The organism is Thermanaeromonas sp. DSM 22490 (assembly GCF_056378755.1).
This window is the reverse complement of the sequence record NZ_JBJHHE010000017.1, coordinates 31,260-51,179: the sequence shown is the minus strand read 5'-3', so window position 1 is coordinate 51,179 and position 19,920 is coordinate 31,260. Positions and strand designations below refer to the sequence as shown.

The window sequence follows — 19,920 nt, the reverse complement described above, 5'->3', positions numbered from 1 at the left end:
GGTATTAACCTTCCCTGCACATTGTTCAATTCGCAAATATGGTTCAAACGAGCCTCGATTTAATTTGAGAAGTTACATAAAAGGCCAACCTGTGTTCAAGGAGCCTAAAACTGAAAAATCCCGCCGGACTGTACCTATTCCCCAAGATATCCTTTCGGAGTTAAAGGCGCACCGTGCACGGCAGGCACAAGAAAAGCTTCTTCTAGGCCCGATGTACCAGGATAACGACCTGGTCTTTGCGACGGTAGATGGCAGGCCGTTAGAAAAACGGAGCTTCCTACGGCACTTTGAAGATTTGCTTGCCAAGTCTGGCCTACCCCGTATCCGCTTTCACGACCTGCGCCACACTTACGCCACCCTTTTGCTTCAGGCTGGTGAACACCCCAAGGTAGTACAGGAGCTTCTGGGCCATGCCCAGATCAGCACAACCCTGGATATCTATTCCCACGTGCTCCCGGAGCTTAAGCAGGCAGCAGCGGCCAAACTCAATAAGCTTCTATCTTCTTAAAAGAAATTCCCTTCCCCAGTAATGGAGAAGGGAGCTAACCTATATGTACCAGTATAACCGCTGGAGAAATACCTCCGGCGGTTATTTATTCCTTTCGCCGGGGTATCGGAGCGGGTTGCAGTACGGTTGCAGTACTTTGTTTGTTTTAACTCGTTGCAGTACGCTCCTCGATCCCCGAAACCCTTGATTTTTCTGGTGCGGCAGAAGGGATTTGAACCCCCACGGTCGCAGTGACCACTAGACCCTGAATCTAGCGCGTCTGCCAGTTCCGCCACTGCCGCACGCCTAACTATAGTTTAGCACCTGAAATTCGAGGAGTCAAGGGATTAGCGCTCGCACTTTTTAATTAACCATTTTTACGTAAGCTCAATGAAATATTAAACGAAATATAGTGCTGCATCACTTATCCTAGCGGTAACACGCTATAATGTATTTAAAAAGCTAAGGGAAACCTGGGGTATACTGAATGCGCTGGCAGGAACTCACAGATTTTCTTAAGGAACAAAGCACCATTTTTGAACTGGCTAGAGAAGCCCAGAGGGATCCCCAAAACGTCCAAAAGCTACTAGCAGAAGAAGAATGGTTACCAAGGAAAGCGGTACCCGATTCCGCCTGCTGTTGGAATCCACTGCCTGCAACAACAGCAGCTGCTCCACCGGAACCGAATGTATACTTATCGTCGGTTTGAGCCCTCCAACTGGAGTCTAAACCGTACCCATGAGAAAACCCCAGCTTCGAGCTGGGGTTTTACTGGGCTAAGCTTCGGGTTGTTCTTGCTAAGCTGCTCTGTCGCTCTTTTCTTGCTTGGCGGTGAATAACTGGGGCAATATTGCCGAAAGGTATCCCAGACCTATGCCTATCAGCAGCGGAATGATTGTGGGCCAGAATTTAGCGCCTGTTCCAAAAAATGTAGCGCAACTAGCAAATTGTGCAGGTACAAAAGCAAATATCCGGATGGGAGCGAGCATGACCATTATGAAGGCAATAACCGTCACTGCAACAGCAATTCCTAATCCCTGTCCGCCTAAATACGGTGCAAAGACTACAGCTAAATAACCCAAGATTACTCCACTGGTAGCAGGCCAAAACACTTTTTTAACTGAGTCTGCGTTGCCCCCGGAAGCAAAAAATAGTGCCCAGCCTACAAAAGCAGGCCAGGTAAGAATATTAAATTGTCCCGAAATATATGTCCAAATTCCTGCCAAAACTGCTATACTTAAAGCTAGGGGGAAAAACTGCATAGTTTTACCTCTACCTCCACATATTTATTTGCCGGAGCGATCTTCTCGCTCCGGCCATCTTTTAAGTTTCAAGTATCTTGTCTTTACTTCCTTTTAGCCAGATAAGTACTGCCGATGGCATCGGCACCATAAATGGCGTTATAAACCATTTGCGGTGTCACCGGGAAAGGCATGTTATGGACCATCATACCAGGCTCACATACTTTTTCGGCCACGCGCATGATCTTTTCAGGAGTAGGATCAGTAACCCCTATTTGCGCTAGGGTTACAGGTAGCCCAACCCTGGTGCAGAAATCGAGTACTTCATTAATTTCTTTCCAAGAACGGTCCTCCAAGACCAGGTGTGCCAGAGTACCGAAGGCCACTTTTTCTCCATGATAGCTGTGATGCGTTTCTTCCAAAACAGTCAACCCGTCGTGAATAGCATGAGCAGCAGCAAGCCCCGAGCTCTCAAAGCCAATACCGCTGAGCAGAGTGTTAGCTTCTACAACCTTTTCTACCGCAGGCGTGGCCACGCCTTTTTCTACCGCGAGCTTGGCCGCCTCACCGTATTCCAACAGTATATCGTAACAAAGCCGTGCCAAGCTTAGAGCTGTAGCCGTGGTATATCCGCCGGGAATATTTTTGGCTGCCGCCTTGGCACAGGAATCGGCTTCAAACCAGGTTGCGAGAGCATCTCCCATACCAGAAACTAAGAAACGGACAGGAGCTTTGGCAATAATGGAAGTGTCCACAAGCACAAGATTGGGGTTTTGAGGAAGTATAAAATACCGCTCAAAAACGCCTTCTTCAGTATAAATAACCGAAAGAGCGCTGCAGGGCGCGTCAGTAGCAGCGATAGTGGGAACAATAACAATGGGCTTATTCATCAAACACGCCACCGCTTTACCGGCGTCAATCACTTTACCGCCACCCACAGCGACTATAAAATCTGCCCCCGCGGCTGTCGCTGAGGCTTTAAGCCTCTCTATTTCACTATCACAACACTCCCCACGAAATACTTCAAATACCGAGCCTACGTTGTGTTCCTTCAAGCTTCTCTCAATGTCTTCCTTCGTTTGCTTGAGGGCTGTTTTACCTCCCGTCACAAAGGCCATTTGACCAAAATTTTTCACCTGTTGGCCCAAAGAATGTATCGCTCCAGGACCCTGCACATAGCGGCTGGGAGAAATAAGTATTTTTATGCTCATACGGCTTCCTCCTTATCCAAAATTTTGCAGAAGTTCGGTTTTGCAATTATAATTTGAGTACGATAACTGCCCTCTCCCCTTCACCTCCCCCCCCTCATTTGGATCTATAGTGCGCTCTAGAGCCCCTTCAATATTACTTCATCCCCCCTTCCTTTATTCTGCCCCTTATTTTATAGCAGCTTTTCTATTAATTTTGGCGAAGCATGGCTAATGACCGCCTGAGATACCAATTGTCCTTCTCCTACAGCCCTCACCCCAAAGTGAACTGCGGTTTTAATGGCGCTAACTTCTCCCATTAATACAACCAACGATTTGCCTCCCATACCACGGGCAATACGGATCTCGGCCAAAGACACCTCGGCACCTTTCGCCGCCGCATCTCCCGCCCGAATGGCCGCCGCCACAGTAAAGGTCTCAATCAGTCCTAAGGATTGACCCTTTTTATCCAGTGCCGAAGTCCCTGTCAAGGCCGGGATAACCGCCGGGTGCACATTGGCCAGAAGGAACTCATCTATTACCCCATCCGAAAAAGTTTCCCTACCCCGCCTTAGCGCTTCCTTAACCGCCCCTATTTCGCCTGCTACTAGGGCAATAAATTTGCCCGGGCAAAGGCTGGTGGCCAGGATTAGTTCCACGGGAGCCGATTTTATCATTTCATCGGCAGCCACAATACCCCTGGTCATCTCTCGAAACTCTAGAAGACCCAAGTTGTTCACCAGTCCCTATCCCCCCGTCGTTAACGAGTTACCACTATAGCTTCCTCTGATATATCGCTTATTGTCCCCTCAATGCTCGAGTGTACCCTGGCTCCCACAACGTTCTCAGGTACATCGGCCAGCAAGTCTCCTACTTTCACATACTGACCCACTTTTACCACTGGTACAGCAGCTTTACCAGCATGTTGCTTCAGCGGCAACACAACCTTTTCAGGAACCATCTCTATCTCGCGATAAGGCGCATAGGTGGTATACTCACTCAAGCCGAGGCGCAAGAGCAATTTCTTGGCCGGAAAACGCCTACCTCGCCTTTCCTGTTCTCTATCTCGCAATACCTCTCGCCGTGGATGGCGTAATCCTTTTTGAGCAAAAACCTTTTTCAGTTCTGCATTAACTTGCCTGGGACTTAGACCCATGGGGCAAGCTGCGATTTCACACAAACCGCATTCAGAGCAGAGCATGGCTGAGGTAAGGCCTTCTACATCGGCGACACCATTAGCTACCGCACGCATAATGCGGTGGGGTTCCAGGGAATGTCCTAAGAGGTACCGGGGACATAAATCAGTGCAATATCGACACTGGCAGCACGCCGCCCGCGCCCGGGCTAACATTAGAGACCTGTTCACCGTTTTACTGGAGGCCGCCGTGGTAGTGCGAGGGACTACTATTATGCCCGAAGTTGTTTTGGTTACCGGGCTGTCCTCTCTAACCACCTTGCCCATCATTGGTCCACCATCGATCAAAACATAACTGTCAACTGCCGGGCCTCCGGCCAGCTTTAAGAGATCAGCGACCGGCGTGCCCAAAGGCACGCGTATAGTGACGGGCTGCTTCACTGCTCCCGCAACCGTAACTATTTTGTCTGTCACCGGTCTACCCAGGACTGCTCTCCCGATATTATATAAAGTCTCGACATTCTGCACTACCACCCCCACATCCAAAGGCAACCCGGCTTCCGGAATAGTTTTTCCGGTCACTTCTTTCACCAAGACCTGCTCGTCTCCCGCCGGATAAAAATCCTCCAACTGGAAAAGTTGTATTCGTGCCTCCTTACCCAAAGCCCTTGCTAGCGCTTCAATACACTCGCTGTATTTACGTTTAAGGGCTATAATACCTTTGGCCGCCCCGGTGGCCTCCATGGCCCTGCGCATTCCTTCTATTATGCCCTCTGCCTGGTTTTTCATTAGCTCCTGATTCCCTGTCAGCAGAGGCTCGCATTCTGCTCCATTGCCAATAACTGTTTCGGCGCGCGCGGATAACTTTATATGGGCGGGGAACCCCGCACCCCCGGCTCCCACCACCCCTGCCTCGCGCACGGCTTGCACTACTTGTATACTCACTTACCGAGTTGCCTCCCCGGGTCAAAGGATTCTAAAGGCGTCTACCAAAACACACCGACGCTGGCGGGTGAAGCTCCTGGCCGAGGTTAATCCCTCGCCCGTAGGACCAGCTATAGTGAAGGTGGTAAACCCTTCTCCACCAGCTCCTATACCTGCATATGAGGGGGCGTTTTTTACGAAAATAGTAGTCTGAACCGCCCGGGCAAATACGGTCATATGATCGATATGCTTGGAATGCATTACAGCTGTATGGCGGTTGCCCCCCTCGGCTTGTACGGCCAGATCAATGGCGCTATCCACAGTTGCCACCCGTACTACCGGCAGTACAGGCATAAGTTGCTCGTGCCACACCAAAGGATGGTCCGGATCCACCTCCAAGACCACCAGACGCACATCTCCGCCCACTTCGATACCTATTTGTCGAAGAATCAGACTCGCGTCCTGCCCGATAAGGTCTTTATTTACCTGTTCGCCGTCCGGGAAAATTTTTTCAGTCAATCTACTTATATCCTTGCCTCGTAATATATAAGCGCCCTCGCGGGACATCCGCTCCAACAGCTGGTTAGCAACACATTCCACTACTATAAGCTCCTTCTCCGCAATACAAGGCAAGTTGTTGTCAAAACTGGCGCCACACACAATATCATGGGCTGCTTTTACTATATCCGCCGTTTCATCTACTACTACCGGAGGATTACCCGCCCCGGCACCAATGGCTTTTTTGCCGCTGGAGAGGGCCGCCTTGACCACTCCAGGGCCGCCAGTAGCCGCAATCAACCGGACTTGGGGATGAGACATTAATTGTTGAGCGGTTTCTATGGTCGGCTCGGCAATGGTTGTTACTAAGCCTTTGGGGCCGCCTGCCCTGACTATAGCTTCATGTATTATCTCTACGGCCTTAGCGCAGCAAGCTTTGGCCCGCGGGTGAGGATTAAACACCACTGCATTGCCTGCGGCGAGCATGCTTATGGAATTATTAATGATAGTAGCAGTCGGGTTAGTGACTGGAGTAATGGCAGCAATCACCCCGTAGGGAGCCATTTCCACCAGGGTAAGGCCGTGGTCGCCAGTCCACGCAGTGGTGGTAAGGTCTTCGGTACCCGGGGTTTTCTTGCTCGCCAGGATATTTTTCATTATCTTGTCTTCTACCCGTCCCATACCCGTTTCTGCTACCGCCATCTCGGCCAGCATTCGGGCGTGGTTGAGACAGGCCTCCCGGATAGCCCCCAGAATTTGCTCGCGTTTTTCCAGGTCCATCAAGGAAAATTTTTTCTGGGCCCGCTCAGCAGCCTCCACCGCTGCGTCCACCGTGGCAAAAATGCCGCTAGCGGATTGATCTCTTTTTTCCAGGGCGTATAATTCATCCACTATCCGTCTAGCAATGGTAGCAACCAGCCTTTCGTCCACTGCCATAAGTTTACTTGTTCACCCCTTTCTCCAAGGCTGAGACCCCAGCACGAGCGATAGCTATATCTTCCTCTACCGAACCGCCGCTCACCCCGATACCTCCTATTAACTTCTGGTCCTGCCACAGGGGTATTCCGCCTCCAAAGATAACCAGCCTACCCCCGCAACAGCTGTCCAGACCGTGAAGGGGGCCTCCAGGGGCAGCCAGAGAAGCCAGTTCGGCAGTTTCTTTCTTCAGGGCCACTGCAGTATAAGCCTTATTAATGGCTATATCAATGCTAGCGAGCAAAGCCTCATCCATTCGGTGAAGGGCTACCACATTACCCCCGGCATCTGCTACGGCAATGACCACCGGTACCCCCATCTCTTTAGCCTTAGCCTCACAAGCCTGGAGAATAACTTTGGCCTGATCTAAAGTTAACAATTTTGCACCCCTTCCTTCCCCATATGACTTAACTTTTTCTTTTACCTGACGGACTACTTCTTCCTCCTCTTCATGCACTGCCAGGACAAAGAGGAGGTCGGACAGCCGATTTAAGTATTGCAGTATCTCTTCCCGCACCGGTGCTTCCAGGCTAAGTCTCACTACTTCCCTTTCCGCCCGCCTAGCGATGGTCCTGGCCAGGTGAAGCCCAGCCGAACAAAGGTAAGGTCCCGGCAGGATAAAGTCAGACATCAAGGTACTAGCCTTCTGCAGTTCATCTATTTCTTTTTCTATTTGCTCTATATGGGCAGCAGTGAGGCGTTGGCGCAGGTACCTTTCGGGTTCCAGGGAAGCTAGCTCAGCTCCCAAAAGGAAGAGCTCACTTTCCACACGGGTCAATATGGAGCGCGCCCCACGAGTCTGGCACAGGGCGCGGGCTAAGGCTAGGGCAGCTATTATTTCATCTACTGCACCATAAGCCTCCACCCGCTGGTCACATTTTCTTAATCGCCAGCCACCTATTAAAGAAGTTTCCCCTTTATCTCCTTTCTTGGTATAAATTTTCACGGCCGGCACCCCTCATACCAGCTCTACTTGGTCCACAATACCGATTACAGCGGCATCTATGAGCGCGCGACCGTCCCCCATGATCCGGCTGGCTACACTCCCAAGGACTACCAGTACAGTTTCACCTACGCCTGCTCCCACTGAATCCACCGCCACCACCAGCTCTTCCTCCTGGTCTGAGCCGCGCCCCCTTGATTCCGCTGGAGTTAAAAGCTTAACTACCAGGAGTTTGCACCCCACTAAGCTCTCATCTTTCCTGGTAGCTACTACTGTCCCTACTACTTTTGCCAAGCGCATCTTATTGCCCCCGGACGATCTTGATTTGGTGTTTCCTTATCAAATCAGAGGCTAAGGGAGTTATAATGCAACTGCTCGGAACCTGTATTTCAGTCGGCCTCCCCAAATAGGGCATCAGGTCCTCAGCTATAATAACTTTCTTATCTAGCCGCACCCCATTGGAGCCAGACACCGTTGCCCTTGGCCCAGGCTCGATCTCCAAAATCTCCCTTACTGCCCGCTGTAGCTCATTGGACCCGCACAGCCGTACCCCATAACTCTCCAGGCGCTGGAGATTGTCTTGAAATGCCCGTCCAAGTTCGAGGTTACCCCGGTTTAAACCCAATCCTTTCCACTCTTTCCCTTCAGGGCAGGCCGCATCCTTAACAGCAATAACCGGCATCCCATACATGAGAGCATCAATCATTAGTTCTACCGGGTAAGAATCAAGTATTAAACGAGCTGCTTTGGCCGCCGTATTCCTGGTGAGCACGGCAAAGACCAGTGCCGCATATTCCCTCCAGCGAGTTACCCGTTCCTGTCCCTCTACAAACACCTGCCCTTTGAATTCCTGAGCCAACCGGGCAACATCATGTATGGCGGCACCCGCCTTGGAAAACATTAAGTCTATCTGCAAACCATATTCTTGCTGGCAGCTCAAGAGCTGCCGCCTAGCTTCTTCCCGACCTATAGTACCTCCTGTAAATATGGCCAGTATCCGGCGGTTAAGGTACCTGGAGATGACCTCCATGACCAGCGCTCGGATTTGGGCCTCCAGTTCAGGGTCTAACACCGCTTATCTCCCTCCCTCCGGGCACATAAGGGCAATACCCAGGGGTGTTACCAGTAAGGGATGCCGCGGAATTATAGCCGGAATACCTATCCGGTTCTCTACTACTTCCTTCAGCCCTTGAAGGGCACTGGCGCCTCCTACTAAATAAACGTGCGGAACTTTAAAGGCTACCAAATGCCTTTCAATAATAGAGGCTACTTTGTCCATTACGGGCCGCAATATTGGAAAGAGCCTACGCTGTTGGGACGGGTCAAGCTTGAGCTTCTCCGCCTCTCTAAACGGCAGACCAAAGTGCCCGGCCAATACCAAAGTAAAATGTGTACCTCCGGTAGGTTCATCCGCTGTGTAGACAACTTCTCCGTCCTGCAACACAGAAATCCCCGTCGTGCCGCCCCCTATATCTACTACGGCCCCATCATTAATACCCAATACCCTGGCGGCCGCTGTGGGTTCGTCTACCACTGCCAGTACTTCAAGGCCCGCCGCCTCCACTACATACCGGGTAGCCCGACAGTCCCCTGCTCGAGTCCCCGGCGGTACCGCGCAAGCCCCGTACTCCAGCTCTACGCCCAATTCCTCCTCTATTTGCTTTAACATGGAGCCCACTATTTCCCGGGCGCCAGCGAAATCTACCACTAATCCATCGCGTACAACTTCTGCTGCCCGGAGTTTTCCCGCTACCGGGCGATCGCGGCTGTCCACCACAGCTACGACTATATTAGCCGTGCCCAGGTCCACCCCTACTCTAAGGCTTCCTTCCCATTTTGGTCTAGCACCGTTCAGGCAGGCCGCCAAAGCCCTGCATAGCTCTTCTCCTTGCCTTATTCTCTCCACAAACAAAAGCTACCCCCTTATCCGGCCAGCCTGACCCGGTCACCCGTTTTTAGACCCGCCGCGTTAGCTTCATCAGTATCTACATGCATCTCCAGAACAAAATCCGGGGAAACGCGAACCAGCACGTCCTCGAACATTACTTTTCTATCACCAGAAGAGATCTTAACCCGCACTACAGCTTTATCCTTAAGATTTAATTTCTTAGCTATCTCGGGGGGCATATGGATGTGCCGCATGGCGCAAATTACACCCTCCTCGATCTTTACTGCGCCATGGGGCCCTACAATTACACATCCCGGTGTCCCGGCATGATCACCAGAATCCCTAACCGGAGGATCAACCCCCAGTACAAATCCATCCGTCTTAGAAATCTCGACTTGTGTCTTGGCGCGAGGTGGACCGAGTACTCGCACGTTCTGCAGCACTCCCCGGGGGCCTACGATAGTAACCGTTTCCTTGGCCGCATACTGCCCGGGCTGCAGCTCGCGAATGGGCGTCAACTGATATCCTCTGCCAAACAGCGTTTCCACATGCTCCCGCGAAAGGTGGACGTGACGCGCCGACACACCCACCGGGATCTCAATCGCTTCCGTCCCACAGTTAAGTTTTAACAGGACTGCCCTGGCTATCTCCCGCGCAAGCACATCGATATTTTCTACAGGCAATGTTGCTCACCTCTTACCCTTCGCCGTGGTAGTGCAGGCAATAGCTGCGTGGCTCTCCCTTCTTGCGCGGGCAGGCAGGATCGTTACACAAGTTGCAAGTAGGTGCCCTTTCCCCGGTGACACCCTCTCCTTCTACCCTTTCTGGGGCCACAACTGCGACCCCGGCCACACCTTCCCCTTTTTCATGGCTCTCCCCTTGCCCTATAGCTCCCTGTTCTTGACCCACTATTGCTCCTTCAGGCGGCTGCAGGCACTCGGCTGAAGAACCGGAACCCTTGTCCCCATCTTTCCTCCGACAAGGAGCCCCCTGCTTTTGCCCCACCGTCTCCCTAGTCTCTATGAGTAAAGCGCTGTCTTCATGAGGCCTGGGAATCACATGGGTAGCCACAACTTTCCCTACTCTGCCAGCTGCCGCCCCAGCTGCCTGCACTGCAGCCTGTACCGCGGCCACATCTCCTAAAATTTTAATTACGGTCCACCCGCCGCCGCGGGTCAGCTCATAGCCTATCAGCTTTACGTCCGCCGACTTGACCGCCGCGTCAGCCGCTTCGACGGCCGCTACCAACCCCACGGTTTCAATAAGACCTAAAGCTTGTCGAGCCACGGTCTACCTCCTTCAACGGCAAATTTTTGACCAGTCGGGCAGCATGGCTACCTATCAGGCGGTAATCATCCTTGCTGCCGGTTTCGGAGGGCACCCGAGCTATGGGACGGCCGGGGTGGAGACGCTGGTGTTGTAAAACACAGGTTCCATCTGAACTGACGCCTATTCCCACACCTAATCTGGACGCTCGGGACGCCTCCACGGCCAGCCTTTCTGCTTCTCCTGCCCTTACCTGGAGCTCAAAAGGAACGCCCTCTTCTTCTAGGCCTTCCACCAGCCCTCTCAGGGCTAGGGAACATAGCTCAGGATCAGTGATATAAATCATAACGCTGGGCTTAATTTCTTCGTAAGTCCTCATCGCTTGTTCCACCTAGACAACACCAGCCCCGTTGCTACCGCATTGCGCGGTCCTTCTGTTCCCCGGATATTGCCCTGCCCTGCCACAACTCCGTATCCAGCCAGAGCCTCCGAAATCATCTGGGGCACTTCAAAGTCCAGGGCTGACCCCCCCACCAGCACAACAAAATCTATAAACCGGATGTTGCCCGCTGGCGCTACCTTGGCCAAGGCCCGTAGGGCATTCCCCACAAAAACTTTCTTCTTCGCTTCGCGCCGCACAGCCCTGACCTTTTCCAGAGATACATCAATAGGCAACGGCACCAAAGAACCTTCTTTTAAGATTACCACCCTGGCAAATACCTTGGGATCCAGCGGCTCTTCAAAAAATCTTACAGTGCCATCTTCCAGCCTTATAGAGAAAAGGCTTTCCACCTTAGCCAAGGGGTAACGCTTTATGTCTTCCGCTAAAGCGCGATCTGTTAACCCCAGTTCGGTATAAATTAGCATATTAACCATCTCGCCAGCACCGGCAAGATGCACTGTCTCTACCTTTTGCCTCGCATCTATAAAGGCTGCATCTGTGGATCCGCCACCCAAATCTAGAATAGCCAGCGGGAGGCTGGCACCAGGCGTGGTTAGCGCTCCTAAAACTGCCATGTTGGCCTCCACGCCCGCGATCTCGACCGCTATCCCCATCTCCTGCTCTATTTTGTGGGCCACCTTCTCCATGGGAAGGCGCGAACTTTTAACCATGGCAGCCAGGGCAACCGCGTCCTCAGAGAAAAATTCATTAGCCAAGCCCCCTTTTACCCTTTGTTGTACTAGGGTGTCTACGGCTAAAATATCTTGAATGCGGATGGCCGAAAGGGGCTGGCCGGTAACCTCGGCCATAGTTTCCTTTACTCTAGCGAGAAGGCCACCAACATTAGTACCTGAAGTGCCTTCCGCGTCATCCAGCGGCCATACTTCTTCTACCGCAGCGGTAATTGCCTCGGCGCCCTCTTCAATGTCTACGGTGACCGACCTGCCTTTGCCGCGCAGTACCAGCTTCCCTGCCGGTATCCGCCTTTCTCTTACGTCACCGGCAGGTGTGCGTATAACTACAGCGGAGCGGTTGCCGATTAGGGCCCGGGCCATGGGCACCACATTTTTAGTTTCTTCCGGTGTAAGGTTAAATACAGTAGCTATACCGTAAGGGTTAGAAAGTGTCTTTATCGTGTACCCTGGTTCAGCTACCTCCACTGCCGCTAGCATACCCAAAGGTACCTTATCAATTAAAGATACCTCGTCTACTACCGGTATTCTTCGCTCCAGGCGATTGGCTATCAATACCCCGTCATCTTTTTGCACAATAGCGCCCTGAACATCTACACCTTTTCTTATGGCGGTATTGATAGCCTTGGCCGCCTCTTCGTAGTCCACATTCCCGGGCACCACCGCTACTACCTTGTCACCCGCCCGGCTATCATCCAGGCGGAATATAGGAATAGTGACTCCCACCCCTAATCCCATACCGCCTGGAGTAGCCGGATTATGGCCGATCATGGTGGATTCGGTAATAATAGTTTCCGTAATGGCCTCCATAGCCACATCGGCGATGACCGGAGTCGCTTCGTTCAACCTGACAAGATCAATATTTTCTAACTGTAGTCCTGCCTTGCGAGCAGCTTCTTCCAGAGCAATCCTTATTCCTGTCACATTGGCAGGCGTCCCTTTTATGCCTGTAGTAGCTGCCATGCCGCTGGCCAGAAACCGGACCTGCTCCCCTTCCACTCTGGCCAGCGCTACTTCAGTGGTGTTATTACCTATATCTACACCTGCCACCAGCATATAGTTTTCCTCCGGTTATTCCATACCTTTTAATCGTTTCCTCCGCTCGTACACCTCGGCTGCCTCTCTCACCAAGGCCGCGCACAAAGGAGCATTATACTTCTGTTCCAGTTCGTTAGCAATCGCTAAGAGCTCCTCTTTCGTCGACCGGTAAGGCCTCAGAGCCGTATAAAACGCCAGTATCCGTTCATCCGGAACGCGGGTTAATTCGGCTGCCCTTCTCAGGTTTTGGGCAAACTGTTTCCGACCTACAGTCTCGGCGATCTGGGCCTGTAGGTGCAGGGTTTCAGCAGTTATACGGAGGTCATCCGGCGTGACCTCGCCTTTCATTACCGCCTCCAAGGTAATATCTGTAAACTTTTTACCTGTAGCAGTCTTTATCAGCTCAGGCCGCTTAGCCGCTAAAGGGTAGTCTTTCGTAGGAGAAATCTGTGCTTCTTGCCCGGTGTGGGTACTTACTTGACTTGAGGATGGCCCCTGCGAAACCCGTCTGGACGTGCCTCTCTCTTGTGTCACTTCCTTGAGCACTTGACGCACAATTTCTTCTATGGCTTGTTCATTGAGGGCGGTCATGATACTACACCTCCTTGGGCGAAGGACACCTGCAACTCCGCAGGCCTGGCGCCGGGCGTGACAAGCCGGGTCTCAACATTGTGTATTACCGCGGCTTTGGCCTGGAATTTGGGACGGGCCATCTGGTCATTCATCACTGGTACCGGAGGGGGCGTTTCCCCTTTGGCATAACGCGCTGCATTTTTACCTATAGCCCGGTAGGTTTCTAAAGTAAGAACCGGGCATTGGGGGAAAAGCTCGAGATTGTTTAAAGGCTGAAGGTCCTTGTGGTGAATTACAGCTGTACCCCTCGATTGGATGCCTATACCCACACCGGAACCTGAAAGTTTGGCAGCTGTATGCCCTATGAAAGCCACGTCCGCTGTGTGCTTTACCCGAATTACTCGCGCCCGCAGCCCCTCTTCCTCTATCCCAGCTGTTATCTCGCGCAACATGTCTCGTAAGGGAATTCCTATTATATTTTTGCTGAACTTAACCCCAAAGGCTGGCGAGATACCTATCACCACTTCCCTTTGATCCGTACCCGGCTTGGCCTCACCTATTTCCCGCCATTCACCTCCAGGGGGAGAGTCCATGGGCCCTACCATACTTTTATAGCTCTTCTCTCCCAGACGCTTTAACACTTCACTAACTATTTGTTCCACCAGGGCTTCTGTGTTGATCATGTTCACACCTCGCTTCCCTGCTTTTCAATCTCTTCCGGTTTCAAGGCCTGAGGAATATTTTTGATTGTCTCCCACCTTTCCTTGCTTAGGCGGTAGCCTGTACCCGGACCACGATAGTCATTAGGATTATTTACTGCTGAATCGATCTGGAACCGGGCATCCAAAACGGCAGAGGTATGCAAATAGTCTCCCGCCACGCGTTGCTTTAACATATTGAGAACATTATTGGCTATATCGGTGAACCCGTGTTTGGCCAGCGCCTTCACCACATCCAGGCCGGTGATTCCTCTTTCCATCATCTCAGTGGCAGCCTTTAGATCCTGGCCGACATCCCGGGGAGGCATGTCCCGGGAACCATGGGCGTAGGTTGCGGCTTCCACTTCTTCATCAGTTATGGGAGGCAAACCTAGCTCCTTAAACACAGCCTGCAGGGCGCGGGCCGCCTTATTGCGTATCGCGATTACCTCTTCCTCCAGTACTGGTCTAACCCCTCCATCCACCATGAGATCGCGCTGCAGGATTAAGTAATCGTCCATATCTTCAATGTCAAAATTTGACCCGGCAAACATATTATCGTAATTGGGTACCGCGCTATAGCCCGAGAAGATAAGGTCTGTACCCGGCAACATTTGCAGCAGCATCCTGGCCGTGCGCCGGATGTCAGAGTGGGAGAAGGTCTGGTCATTACCCGAAGCCACTTCCAGATCCAGCATCATGGTCAAAAGGTTTTCTCCGGCTACCACCCGAATGCCAGAGGGTACAGCTCCCGGCACACCGATACAGCTAATAGAACCGTTTTGTAACCCCTGTACTCCTGCTCCTTTGGCGATCATTATGCAGCGCGCTTCCAGGTACAACATGGATTTGCCCTCGGCGTAGCCCATCTGCACTTCAGAGCCAGTACCCGAAGTAAACCGCATCTTGAGACCTCTGGAGGCATAGGCCGAAGCCAGGAAAGCTTTAGACCAGGGGGTATCATCGCCATCCACAAAAACCTGCTCTGTGCCGTAAACAGAGATAGTCTCGGCATAAGTAGTTAAGCCCCTCATGCCAAGGCTAAGCTCAAAGGCTTCTTCCAAAGCGCACTGGGTAAGAACCCCTCCTCTACCGGTCTGGGAACCCACCAGTAGCGCTAAGGCGTTGAAGGGCGCGTAACGGGTCACACCCACCGTGGTCTCCTCTTCATCAAAACCGCGCAGAGCACCCTCCGCCGCGTCTGCGGCGAGTAAGACAGGATTATCCCGCAGGTTGGTAACATGGCATTGGTTACCCGGCCTCTTGCGCGCCCGCATTTTTTGCATGGCCATCATTATTTCCACTACATTTAGCTTGTCAATAACATCCACTAACTTGGCCGGCGTGAGGCCTCGCGCTATCCGAATCACTTCTTCCCGGGGTACGTTTATGTCCACCAACATGCGGGCGATCTCTGTACTATCCATAGCCATGGCTTCTTCGGCCACATCTAAATCGATGGCGTAATCGGCAATAAATTGGTCGATCATATCAAAATCTTCGCGACGTTTCCCATCCATCTCAATTATTTTGCCATTCTCTATTTTAATACTAGGCTGGGGATCGTTGGGACTTCCTATAGCCACCAGACCCACTTCCGGCCACTCAGCTACAAAGCCATCTTTATTTACCGGTCTCTGGGATAGGATCTCAAAACGCTTCGACCTCATAATCTATCACCACCCTTCGCAGACCATCAAATATACGGTACTCCTAAGGATTTGGGTGTCTCACCTAAGGTAGATAACAACTTCAGGCCTACGTCCCTAGCGGCAATCAAGGCCTGCCTAACCGCACCCGAGTCCCCCGACATGAAAAGTATGGCCTCATTGGTAAAACTTGTCCCTTTGGCCGGGCTAGCATATCCCACTACATTTACTTCCGCGGCTTTAACCGCGGTATCGCAGCAGACCACGCCGATGGCCGCCGGAGCGCCAACTATCAGCCCGAAGGCTTTACCCACCGGAGCATTAAAGGCCTTCTCAATGGCATAACTAGCCCGCGCAGTGTACTGGAATTCCAAATGGCCTGCCTCATTGGCATATACATCGCCAAAGGTACGCGGCAGTTCTCTTAACGCCACCTCTACAGCCCGCCGGGCATCGGATACTTCCTCTGCCCCGAAAATGATAAGACACCCGTGTCCCGCGCCCCCTTTAGTATCCCGGGCCAGTTCTATCGATACTATCTCCGTATTAGTCGCTTTTACCGCTTCGTCAGCCGCCATAATTTGGGGACCCGCACCGGTCCTGGCACCAATAATGCCAATGGAGCGGAAGCGCTTATCTAGCCCCATTTTTTCGTGGAGCAACGGATCAACATTAGCGATTACTAGTCCTATAGTATCCCCGATGGCCGTCCCCACAAATTCTGTAAGCCCTGGATGCTCCAAAGCAGGACCTTTCTTGTCCTCCTGCTGCTGAACCCTGTTCAAAACTTCCTGCACCACTTTCTTTATTACTTGCTCTTCCACCTGCTACACCTCCCACCTATTCCTGCGGAAGCTTAGGTAAAATCTTCTCTACATCGCTGTGGGGCCTCGGTATTACATGTACCGATACTACTTCCCCTACCTTGCGCGCCGCCGCCGCTCCAGCATCAGTTGCAGCTTTGGTGGCACCTACATCGCCGCGTACCATTACGGTTACCAGCCCCGAGCCGATCTTTTCGTAACCTATGAGCTTTACGTTGGCCGCTTTAACCATGGCGTCCGCTGCTTCAATTGCCGGAACCAAACCCTTCGTCTCTACCATACCCAATGCTTCGCCCGTCATTTAAGTAAAGCACCTCCATTAAAATAAACTATCAAATTTTGGGGATATTTTTGAGATAATATGAATTAAACTTATGATATATAATTCTCGCCTTTAAAGTTATAACCTCTTACTTTAATCGACTCCGTTCTTACTTGCAGCGCTATCCTAAAAGTGTGGAAATAGACCCCTACTGACTGGGCTAGCACTCCTCCGGTATTTTACCTGTATTTTTTTGACCTTAAGCTATAACCCTAAAGCTTGGCGGTAATCTGAGGGAGATACTCCTACCACTTTCCGAAACACGCGGCTAAAATAATTGGGGTCGTGGTAACCCACTTTCCGGGCAACTTCGGCTATTGATAGGCCCGGGTTAGATAGTAAACTCTTAGCCGTTTCCACCCGGACCTTGGTCAAGTACTCAGCATAGGTGCATCCCACTTCTTTTTTGAACAAACGGCTAAAATAGTCAGGGCTCAGATATATTTGGCGGGCAATATCTTGCAGGCTCAATTCTTTGGCATAATTGTCATGAATGTATTTTATCATCTGCCGTATGAGTGCTTTAGGAGTATGACCTTTGTCTTGGGAGACCAAAATATCTTCTAGCAAATTCTTGCACCATTGACGCAGCTCAGCTGGTGTCTGGCAGCGCCCCAGCCTTTGCAAGTAACTGTACTGCAGGTGAAAATCATTTTTACCGATATAACCTGCCTGTTTAGCTGCTCTCCATACTAGCACTAAGATTTCAGCCAACCGCATCTGGCACAAGGTTATAGAGTTATAACCGAATGAAAGCATTTCCTGCAAAAGTTCCTCTAGGGTTTTCGCCGCCTCTGCCCTCTGGCCTAGACGCACCTGTTCCAGTAATTTTTCTTCTTTTTCAAAATCGTAACCGCCATGGTGGTGTAAAAGGTCTTCCATCTCGTCCAGCACTACCACGCGATTGCCCCCTAAGAAAAATTTTCCGAGCCGGGCTGCCAACTGGGCTTCTTTAAAAAGCTGAGGCAAATCGCCGCCGGATGAGGTTTTCCCGATACCAATAGTCACCGTGCACTCTAATGTTTCTTCTACAGCATACCGCAAGTTTTCCCCCAGCTCCCTTAAATCTCTCTGTAGGTCAGTGCCCACTACAATGTCTTCGCCCAGCAAAAGGACTATGCTGTTTTCATAAGGCGACATTACCTGCTCTATTACTCTATAAACTTCATAGCGGTCAAATTCGCTGGTACTATCACTGGCATCCACATCAGGCTCGATTACCAGAATTCCGCGGGGTATCTGTTTGAGCCCCAAAATTTCTGCCTGAACCTCTATTACCTTTTCATTTTCAAAAGCTCCAAGTAAAAGTCCGGAGAAAAATCCGGCTCGTAAGAACTTGGCAGCTTTCTTTATGGATTCTCGCAATTCCTGTTCCTTGTTCGCCTTTTCTTTTTCTTTATCTAAAGCATTGATGACTTTTTGCATTACCGTAACCAGCTCTTCTGGCCGCACCGGCTTTAAAAGATAATCAACAGCCCCTAGCCGGAGCGCTTCTTGGGCATAATCAAACTCATCATAGGCAGTTATAATTATAATTTTGCACTTACCGTCTTTTTCCCGGATCTGAGCTGCAGCACTCAGCCCATCGAGGCCAGGCATTTTAATGTCCATTAAAATAATATCCGGTTTGATCTCCCTAGCCTTGCGTACGGCCTCCACACCGTTTTCCGCCTCGCCCACAATCTCGAGGGGAAGTCGCGCCCGGCTTATAATAAGGCTGATTGCCTCTCGCTCCAGAGATTCGTCTTCGCAAATTAACAATTTATACGCCATCCGAGATCACCTACTCAACATAGCCTTCGAACTTCTTGGGGAAAATTAAAGTAACCTTAGTCCCTCGCCCGGGTTCGCTTTCCAGTTGTAAACCATACGAGGGCCCAAAATATCGCTTGAGTCGCATATCCACGTTCAATATGCCCAAACCGGTGGTATGACAGGTACCCGTAGGCCCGGATCTGCTTAACCTTTCCAATACCTCCCTTTCTATACCCACGCCGTTATCAATAATTTCCACCTTAACAACATCGCTCGCCTCATAAGCCAATATCCTGACCTCTCCTCCTTCTACCTTCTTCTCCAGTCCGTGTACAATGGCGTTTTCCACCAGCGGCTGGAGACTCATAACAGGCAACAACACGTCTTCCAGGTGTTCGGGCACTTCGATTACTGCTCGTATACGGCCTTTATATCTTACTTCCTGAATGTATAAGTAATGTTTAATATGGGTAATCTCCTCCTTGAGGTAAACTAGCTTGTCTATATTGCGTAGAGAATAGCGCAAAAGGCTGGCCAATGAGTATACAATCTCCCCTGTACGGCTGGCATTTTCCAGGTACGCAAGGCGCGCAGCAGTATTTAAGGTATTAAATAAGAAATGGGGATTTATCTGGGATTGCAGGGCCTTGAGTTCTAGGTCCCTCAAAGCATTTTCCAGTTCCACTCTACGGCGTTCTTCAGCCAGAAGCCTGCCTTGTATTAAGTGGCTCGCTCCCATTTCCACAATATAACTCGCCACAATATGCAACATTTCTGCGGCAGCCATAACTCTTTTCTCCGGTACAACCTCAATTTCGAGGAATCTTTCCACATATGCCTTTTCGTCTATTCCAAAACGCCTGGCCCTTTGTTTTGCCTTATTAAGGGCCCTCTCATCAGGAGGGTTCAAAAACACTTGACCACAGAGAACATAACCGCAGCAAACCCCATCTATGATCAGGGGAGCTGCCAAATCCACGATCCCGCAGTGACATAAAGACATGGCAGGTCGGCCTGTTTTCATAGACAGCCTTCCCAGTCGGGCATCTGAGGCATAGCACCCTAGCAAGCCCTTGGTATAAGATCTCACCATAGTACAGTGCCGGGTAAATTTACTGGGAGCAGTGATGTTCCGTCCTCGCGAGTCGGTTATTATAGCGGCCAGTCCTGTAGCATCAGTGAACTTATCTAAGATTTCTTGCAGCTTGTCCCGGTTAATTACCTCTACCAGGTTATAATCAGCCACGCTATTGTCCTCCTCGCGTTTGAATGGGAGTGGGAAGAATAAATCTAACTGAGTCTATTCTAGCTCTAAAAGTTCAGGCAGCCAACTACTGGTGCTTAATAACGTCCGTGTCAGGATTTAGTAGGTAACCACGCAAT

Annotated in this window: 22 protein-coding genes and 1 tRNA gene; 2 read left to right on the top strand and 21 right to left on the bottom strand. The window is 51.1% G+C overall.

Annotated features, from left to right (window positions below; genetic code table 11):
• The first annotated feature begins 91 nt into the window (after nucleotides 1–91).
• A complete protein-coding gene (locus AC1BI1_RS11410; RefSeq protein ID WP_476717424.1) occupies nucleotides 92–508 on the top strand; it encodes a site-specific integrase in 417 nt (138 codons plus the stop codon).
• A 193-nt stretch (nucleotides 509–701) separates the two neighbouring features.
• On the opposite strand, the gene AC1BI1_RS11405 is transcribed toward AC1BI1_RS11410, so the two are convergent.
• A tRNA-Leu gene (locus tag AC1BI1_RS11405) sits at nucleotides 702–789 on the bottom strand.
• A gap of 185 nt (nucleotides 790–974) precedes the next feature.
• Between AC1BI1_RS11405 and AC1BI1_RS11400 the strand changes: the two genes are divergently transcribed.
• Nucleotides 975–1,196, top strand: a complete 222-nt coding sequence (locus AC1BI1_RS11400) for a hypothetical protein (RefSeq protein ID WP_476717423.1) — start codon at nucleotides 975–977, stop codon at nucleotides 1,194–1,196.
• An 88-nt stretch (nucleotides 1,197–1,284) separates the two neighbouring features.
• Here the strand turns inward: AC1BI1_RS11400 and AC1BI1_RS11395 are convergent, their stop codons facing one another.
• The 20 genes from AC1BI1_RS11395 to AC1BI1_RS11300 form a co-directional block, all read right to left on the bottom strand.
• Entirely contained in the window at nucleotides 1,285–1,749 is a 465-nt protein-coding gene (locus AC1BI1_RS11395) for a DUF1097 domain-containing protein (protein WP_476717422.1), read from the bottom strand.
• 83 nt (nucleotides 1,750–1,832) lie between these two features.
• Nucleotides 1,833–2,939 (bottom strand): glycerol dehydrogenase, encoded by a 1,107-nt coding sequence (locus tag AC1BI1_RS11390; protein ID WP_476717421.1) that lies wholly within the window; start codon nucleotides 2,937–2,939, stop codon nucleotides 1,833–1,835.
• 170 nt (nucleotides 2,940–3,109) lie between these two features.
• On the bottom strand, nucleotides 3,110–3,655 hold the full coding sequence (locus AC1BI1_RS11385) for a BMC domain-containing protein (protein ID WP_476717420.1): 546 nt from the start codon (nucleotides 3,653–3,655) through the stop codon (nucleotides 3,110–3,112).
• A 20-nt stretch (nucleotides 3,656–3,675) separates the two neighbouring features.
• On the bottom strand, nucleotides 3,676–4,995 hold the full coding sequence (locus tag AC1BI1_RS11380) for a 4Fe-4S dicluster domain-containing protein (RefSeq protein ID WP_476717419.1): 1,320 nt from the start codon (nucleotides 4,993–4,995) through the stop codon (nucleotides 3,676–3,678).
• Nucleotides 4,996–5,016: 21 nt separating this feature from the next.
• Nucleotides 5,017–6,408, bottom strand: a complete 1,392-nt coding sequence (locus AC1BI1_RS11375) for an aldehyde dehydrogenase family protein (RefSeq protein ID WP_476717418.1) — start codon at nucleotides 6,406–6,408, stop codon at nucleotides 5,017–5,019.
• A gap of 4 nt (nucleotides 6,409–6,412) precedes the next feature.
• A complete protein-coding gene (locus AC1BI1_RS11370) occupies nucleotides 6,413–7,393 on the bottom strand; it encodes a cob(I)yrinic acid a,c-diamide adenosyltransferase (protein ID WP_476717417.1) in 981 nt (326 codons plus the stop codon).
• Nucleotides 7,394–7,405: 12 nt separating this feature from the next.
• Nucleotides 7,406–7,690: a EutN/CcmL family microcompartment protein gene (locus tag AC1BI1_RS11365; protein WP_476717416.1), complete on the bottom strand. Its 285-nt coding sequence runs from the start codon at nucleotides 7,688–7,690 to the stop codon at nucleotides 7,406–7,408.
• A gap of 1 nt (nucleotide 7,691) precedes the next feature.
• The gene (locus AC1BI1_RS11360) at nucleotides 7,692–8,462 is read right to left on the bottom strand and encodes a hypothetical protein (RefSeq protein ID WP_476717415.1); all 771 of its coding nucleotides are present in this window, start codon (nucleotides 8,460–8,462) and stop codon (nucleotides 7,692–7,694) included.
• Nucleotides 8,463–8,465: 3 nt separating this feature from the next.
• Complete coding sequence (eutJ, locus tag AC1BI1_RS11355; protein WP_476717414.1) at nucleotides 8,466–9,296, bottom strand: ethanolamine utilization protein EutJ; 831 nt, start codon at nucleotides 9,294–9,296, stop codon at nucleotides 8,466–8,468.
• Nucleotides 9,297–9,313: 17 nt separating this feature from the next.
• The gene (gene pduL, locus AC1BI1_RS11350) at nucleotides 9,314–9,925 is read right to left on the bottom strand and encodes a phosphate propanoyltransferase (protein WP_476717426.1); all 612 of its coding nucleotides are present in this window, start codon (nucleotides 9,923–9,925) and stop codon (nucleotides 9,314–9,316) included.
• Nucleotides 9,926–9,974: 49 nt separating this feature from the next.
• Nucleotides 9,975–10,565, bottom strand: coding sequence for a BMC domain-containing protein (locus AC1BI1_RS11345; RefSeq protein ID WP_476717413.1), 591 nt, complete (start codon nucleotides 10,563–10,565; stop codon nucleotides 9,975–9,977).
• On the bottom strand, nucleotides 10,537–10,923 hold the full coding sequence (locus AC1BI1_RS11340; protein ID WP_476717412.1) for a glycerol dehydratase reactivase beta/small subunit family protein: 387 nt from the start codon (nucleotides 10,921–10,923) through the stop codon (nucleotides 10,537–10,539). Before AC1BI1_RS11340 ends, AC1BI1_RS11345 begins: the two co-directional genes overlap by 29 nt.
• On the bottom strand, nucleotides 10,920–12,734 hold the full coding sequence (locus AC1BI1_RS11335) for a diol dehydratase reactivase subunit alpha (protein WP_476717411.1): 1,815 nt from the start codon (nucleotides 12,732–12,734) through the stop codon (nucleotides 10,920–10,922). The genes AC1BI1_RS11340 and AC1BI1_RS11335 overlap by 4 nt, the downstream gene beginning before the upstream one ends.
• Before the next feature lie 15 nt (nucleotides 12,735–12,749).
• Nucleotides 12,750–13,307, bottom strand: a complete 558-nt coding sequence (locus tag AC1BI1_RS11330) for a diol dehydratase small subunit (RefSeq protein WP_476717410.1) — start codon at nucleotides 13,305–13,307, stop codon at nucleotides 12,750–12,752.
• Nucleotides 13,304–13,972 carry a propanediol/glycerol family dehydratase medium subunit gene (locus AC1BI1_RS11325; protein ID WP_476717409.1) on the bottom strand — a complete coding sequence of 223 codons (669 nt, stop codon included), beginning with the start codon at nucleotides 13,970–13,972 and terminating at the stop codon, nucleotides 13,304–13,306. Before AC1BI1_RS11325 ends, AC1BI1_RS11330 begins: the two co-directional genes overlap by 4 nt.
• A gap of 2 nt (nucleotides 13,973–13,974) precedes the next feature.
• Nucleotides 13,975–15,657 carry a propanediol/glycerol family dehydratase large subunit gene (locus AC1BI1_RS11320; RefSeq protein ID WP_476717408.1) on the bottom strand — a complete coding sequence of 561 codons (1,683 nt, stop codon included), beginning with the start codon at nucleotides 15,655–15,657 and terminating at the stop codon, nucleotides 13,975–13,977.
• 26 nt (nucleotides 15,658–15,683) lie between these two features.
• The gene (gene pduB / locus AC1BI1_RS11315) at nucleotides 15,684–16,460 is read right to left on the bottom strand and encodes a propanediol utilization microcompartment protein PduB (protein WP_476717407.1); all 777 of its coding nucleotides are present in this window, start codon (nucleotides 16,458–16,460) and stop codon (nucleotides 15,684–15,686) included.
• Nucleotides 16,461–16,476: 16 nt separating this feature from the next.
• A complete protein-coding gene (eutM, locus tag AC1BI1_RS11310; protein WP_476717406.1) occupies nucleotides 16,477–16,761 on the bottom strand; it encodes an ethanolamine utilization microcompartment protein EutM in 285 nt (94 codons plus the stop codon).
• Between the two features lie 225 nt (nucleotides 16,762–16,986).
• Complete coding sequence (locus tag AC1BI1_RS11305; protein WP_476717405.1) at nucleotides 16,987–18,555, bottom strand: response regulator; 1,569 nt, start codon at nucleotides 18,553–18,555, stop codon at nucleotides 16,987–16,989.
• Nucleotides 18,556–18,565: 10 nt separating this feature from the next.
• Nucleotides 18,566–19,783, bottom strand: coding sequence for a sensor histidine kinase (locus tag AC1BI1_RS11300; protein ID WP_476717404.1), 1,218 nt, complete (start codon nucleotides 19,781–19,783; stop codon nucleotides 18,566–18,568).
• Between the last annotated feature and the right edge of the window lie 137 nt (nucleotides 19,784–19,920).

Bases quoted from the DNA above. Each gene is read 5' to 3' on its own strand.
- AC1BI1_RS11400 (WP_476717423.1), top strand. From the start codon at position 975: ATGCGCTGGCAGGAACTCACAGATTTTCTTAAGGAACAAAGCACCATT.
- AC1BI1_RS11395 (WP_476717422.1), bottom strand. From the start codon at position 1,749: ATGCAGTTTTTCCCCCTAGCTTTAAGTATAGCAGTTTTGGCAGGAATT.
- AC1BI1_RS11390 (WP_476717421.1), bottom strand. From the start codon at position 2,939: ATGAGCATAAAAATACTTATTTCTCCCAGCCGCTATGTGCAGGGTCCT.
- AC1BI1_RS11375 (WP_476717418.1), bottom strand. From the start codon at position 6,408: ATGGCAGTGGACGAAAGGCTGGTTGCTACCATTGCTAGACGGATAGTG.
- AC1BI1_RS11365 (WP_476717416.1), bottom strand. From the start codon at position 7,690: ATGCGCTTGGCAAAAGTAGTAGGGACAGTAGTAGCTACCAGGAAAGAT.
- AC1BI1_RS11340 (WP_476717412.1), bottom strand. From the start codon at position 10,923: ATGAGGACTTACGAAGAAATTAAGCCCAGCGTTATGATTTATATCACT.
- AC1BI1_RS11335 (WP_476717411.1), bottom strand. From the start codon at position 12,734: ATGCTGGTGGCAGGTGTAGATATAGGTAATAACACCACTGAAGTAGCG.
- AC1BI1_RS11330 (WP_476717410.1), bottom strand. From the start codon at position 13,307: ATGACCGCCCTCAATGAACAAGCCATAGAAGAAATTGTGCGTCAAGTG.
- AC1BI1_RS11325 (WP_476717409.1), bottom strand. From the start codon at position 13,972: ATGATCAACACAGAAGCCCTGGTGGAACAAATAGTTAGTGAAGTGTTA.
- AC1BI1_RS11320 (WP_476717408.1), bottom strand. From the start codon at position 15,657: ATGAGGTCGAAGCGTTTTGAGATCCTATCCCAGAGACCGGTAAATAAA.
- eutM (WP_476717406.1), bottom strand. From the start codon at position 16,761: ATGACGGGCGAAGCATTGGGTATGGTAGAGACGAAGGGTTTGGTTCCG.
- AC1BI1_RS11305 (WP_476717405.1), bottom strand. From the start codon at position 18,555: ATGGCGTATAAATTGTTAATTTGCGAAGACGAATCTCTGGAGCGAGAG.